Origin of the sequence: Bacillus sp. AP50 (assembly GCF_040492675.1) — a bacterium.
Classification (GTDB): domain Bacteria; phylum Bacillota; class Bacilli; order Bacillales; family Bacillaceae_G; genus Bacillus_A; species Bacillus_A cereus.
Genome location: NZ_JBEUTW010000407.1, coordinates 1 through 3,701 on the forward strand (window position 1 = coordinate 1; position 3,701 = coordinate 3,701).

Consider the following 3,701-nt stretch of genomic DNA (forward strand, 5'->3'; position numbering starts at 1 on the left):
ATACAACTCATTAAATACTAGTAAGGGGCTACATTCACTTTTATTAATAGCTCGTTTTATATTAAATTTTTATTGCATAGTCCCTTTCAATCAAGGTAATAACAGGCTGGCATTTATGTTAATGCAATTGCTGTTAATTAAGAGTGGACATACATTTGTAAAATATGTATGTTTGGATAAATATATTAAGAAACATGAATCTGATTATTACAATTCGCTTTATAAATCTTCGGTGAATTGGTACTGCGAGGAACATAATAATAGCTTTTGGTTAAAAACGTTTTTAACCATTATATTAGAGGCTTACAAAGATCTTCATAACACAGTTCTAGATTCTATATGTAAACATACTAAAGTTGAGAGAATTCAGGATTTTATACTTAAACAAAAACAACCCTTTACTAAGGAAAGTATTCGTAACACTTATCCAGACATTGCAGAGAGTACAATCAGTAAGGCTTTAAATTCCTTGCAAGTGTTTGGCCATATTAAGCTAGTTACAAAGGGAAGAAACGCAAAGTGGATTAAAATTTGACCATACTTTCAATACACCTGAGGTTTAAAAATTCAATTATAATCTTATCATTGAATTTCATTTTAATTTTAAGCTAATATTACTTTTTTAGTTATTTCTAATTCCAACAAAACATTTTATAGGAAAAGGTCCGCTTCCCCCGCCTTTTCCTATAATAAAATGAAATATAAACATAAAATAATTGTCGAAAAAAGTCTTATTTTAATATTTTTTCTTTATTTTCTGGTTGTAAACGCTTCTATTTCGTGTTACCATCTTAATCAAACAATAGATGGTCATAAAAATGAAAGTATTTCTTTCCCTTAGAAACATATAAGCGTACGGTAATATCATGAAAATAAGGCCAAAGGAATATTTGATACCTACCAAAATAATTAATAAGAATTTTGCCGCGTTATTTTTCTGATTATTAAGAAAATACATTTTGTCCCTAAACAAAATTTGTTAGTGCGCAAGATTCAAATACACTAGAACACCCAAATAAATGAAATATCCTTTTTCATTGAGCATTAAGGTATGGAAAAAGAATTCTTCCTACAAAATTCAGATGATTAACTTAAAGGCATCTAAATTACTACCTTAATCGCCATCTATTGTTGATAACATATTTACCAACTATGAAAAAGAGCCTATCAATGGTTCTTTTTTGTTATAATCATTGAAATTTTAATTCTATCTTGAAACTTAGATTTTCACACAAATTACCTCTACTTTTTTCCTCTCAATTATTGAATTAATAATATAGCACATCAAATTTATCAATTCTTACATCCAATTCGATTAAATTAATGAATAAAATTCAATTATATAAAAATAATAACTACAACTAATAGGTATATATTAAAGAGGTGTCAATTTTGTCCTTAAATGAAGAGACCTTAGAAACTAAGACATATAAAACCATTGAAAAGATCGAAACAAATAACCTAAAACAACTTAAAAATACACTAGATAATATCTTTGATATTAGTGCAGATTTGATTGAACATCCTTTGCAATTAAAAACAAACACGAATATTTTACTTTATTATTTTGAAGGCCTTACAGATGGTGTTGCATTAAAAGCCAATGTTGTTACACCATTATTACAAGAAGTAAATGAAGACAGTCAAATTTTTAATTCTAATATTATTGCTACTCATACAAAAATCGTATATACATGGAATGAAATTAAAGAAGGATTACTTGAGGGTCAATGTGTACTGTTTATGGAAGGAGAAAATCGGTCACTTCTAATAAATACAAAAGGCTGGGCAGAGAGAGCCATTCAAGAACCAATTTCAGAAGTTACTATTAAAGGCTCACATGATGGTTTTATTGAGAATGTCACAAAAAATATAGGCCTAATTCGTCGATATATTCCTTCTACAGAGTTAAAAATCAAAAAGCTGACGATTGGAGAACGAGCCACTTCTTTAGTCTATTTAATTTACTTAGGTGATGTAGCAAACGCAGATGTAGTCCAAGAAATAGAAACTAGAATCTGCAAAATCAAAACAGATGCGGTATTAAGTATTGGAGAGCTATCTAATTATACAAAAGATCAAAATTGGACTCCTTTTCCACAGGCTTATTTAAGCGAACGTCCAGACGCCATTTCAAACCATATACTTGATGGGAAAGTAGCAGTGTTAATGGATAGATCCCCTGGTGCTATGGTTGTTCCTATGAATTTGATTGGATTTTTTCAAACCCCAGATGACTATAATATTCATTGGCTCATTGCATCTTTTTTTCGCTTATTACGATTTGCAGGATTTATTATAGCTATTTTTTTACCCGCATTTTATATTGCTATAGTATCCTTTCACTTTGAGATCATTCCTATAGATTTATACACTTCTATTGCAACGTCAAGAGTTAAGGTCCCCTTCTCTCCCTTATTGGAAGCTTTTATAATGGAAATTACACTGGAAATGCTACGTGAAGCTGGTATTCGCTTACCACAACCTATTGGACAAACTATTGGTATTGTTGGAGGGATTGTAATTGGACAGGCGGCTGTTCAAGCTGGACTTGTGAGTAACGTTATGGTTATTATCGTATCTATTACAGCCATTGCATCATTTATTGTTTCTAATTATGATTTATCAAGTTCTATACGCCTTATTCGTTTTCCAATGATGTTATTGGCATACTTTTATGGGGTTGTAGGTATTGTTAGTGGATTAATGCTCTTATTTGCTCATTTTGTTTCACTGACTTCCTATGGTTCACCATACGGATTGCCAATCGCGCCATTTCGGCTTCAAGAGTTAAAAGATTCTTTTGTAAGGTTTCCTATTTCGATGATTACCACCCGCTCGAGTACTGGACAGCCGAAACAAGAAAAGAAAAAAGAAGGTGGTCCGCATGGGGAATCTTAAATTCAAAAATATAACTTTATTCGAATTTATTATTTTCATCCATTCGCTGCAACTTGCATCTGGTATGTTAATTATGCCAAGCCCACTTGCTACTACTGCTGGTACAGATGGCTGGATTTCGATCATTCTCGGATGGATAGTTACTTCTATAATCGGTGTAATTATTATATTAATGTTACAAAAAAATCCCAAAAAAAATTTCTCACAAATCTTAAAAACATACTTTGGTAAATGGATAGGAACAATTCTTTTTCTTGCATATGCCTCTTATCTATTTTTTGCTGGATTTAATACTTTATTAAAGGCAACTGATATTGTAAAAGTGTGGATATTCCCTTCCACTCCTGCTTATCAAATCACCATATTATTACTATTACCTTTTATTATTTTAGCTCTGAGTGGGTTAAGGGCTCTTACTAGTTATTCTATGCTTGTTTTCTTCTTCACTACTTGGATGCCACTATTTCTTCTTTTTTCACTAAAGACTAACTACAACCCTTTACACCTACTACCTATTTTTAAAGATGGATTATACCCTATTATAAAGGCAACAAAAGAAACCATTACACCTTATGCTGGCTTAGAAATTGCATATTATATATACCCGTTCTTACAAAAAAAACAAAAAGCCATAAAAGGGCTGCTAATAGCGAATACTGGAACTATGCTTTTCTATCTATATGTGACTATTCTTTCTTATATATACTTTAGTCCAGAGGGGATAAAAGACGTAATCTGGCCAGTATTCCATCTGTTAAAAGGGGTTCGTTTTTCTTTCATGGAAAGATTAGAAATTATAT

Annotated in this window: 3 protein-coding genes; all 3 read left to right on the forward strand. The window is 31.2% G+C overall.

Annotation, left to right across the window (positions count from 1 at the left end; translation table 11 throughout):
• Positions 1–535, forward strand: a 535-nt coding sequence (locus ABWK52_RS23395) for a Fic family protein (RefSeq protein ID WP_353772172.1), incomplete at its 5' end; no start/stop codon positions are given.
• Positions 536–1,392: 857 nt separating this feature from the next.
• Positions 1,393–2,901: a spore germination protein gene (locus tag ABWK52_RS23400; RefSeq protein WP_047387432.1), complete on the forward strand. Its 1,509-nt coding sequence runs from the start codon at positions 1,393–1,395 to the stop codon at positions 2,899–2,901.
• On the forward strand, positions 2,888–3,701 hold an 814-nt coding region (locus ABWK52_RS23405; RefSeq protein WP_353772173.1), incomplete at its 3' end, for a GerAB/ArcD/ProY family transporter. The genes ABWK52_RS23400 and ABWK52_RS23405, both read left to right, overlap by 14 nt.